This window comes from Allobosea sp. ASV33 (assembly GCF_016428755.1).
Classification (GTDB): Bacteria; Pseudomonadota; Alphaproteobacteria; order Rhizobiales; family Beijerinckiaceae; genus Allobosea.
Window position 1 is genome coordinate 1 of record NZ_JAELTI010000261.1, and the last position, 320, is coordinate 320.

At 75.0% G+C, this 320-nt stretch carries 1 pseudogene; it reads right to left on the minus strand.

What is annotated here, in order from left to right:
* Positions 1–131: pseudogene (locus JHD80_RS27440) on the minus strand (polysaccharide deacetylase family protein); the annotation flags it as partial.
* Positions 132–320: the final 189 nt, after the last annotated feature.

The following is a 320-nucleotide window of genomic DNA, read 5'->3' on the forward strand; positions in this document are numbered from 1 at the left end:
TCGACGGCGAAGTCACCGGGCTCCGGCCGCTTGTGCGAGTAGCCGTGATGGCCGATCTCGTGCCCGTCCCTCGCGATGGCTTCGCACATCGCCGGATGCACCTCGACGACCCAGCCGGGAATGAAGACTGTCTCTTATACACATCTGACGCTGCCGACGATTAACCTTCGGTGTAGATCTCGGTGGTCGCCGGCTCATTAAAAGGGGGGGGGGGGGGGGGGGGGGGGGGGGGGGGGGGGGGGGGGGGGGGGGGGGGGGGGGGGGGGGGGGGGGGGGGGGGGGGGGGGGGGGGGGGGGGGGGGGGGGGGGGGGGGGGGGGG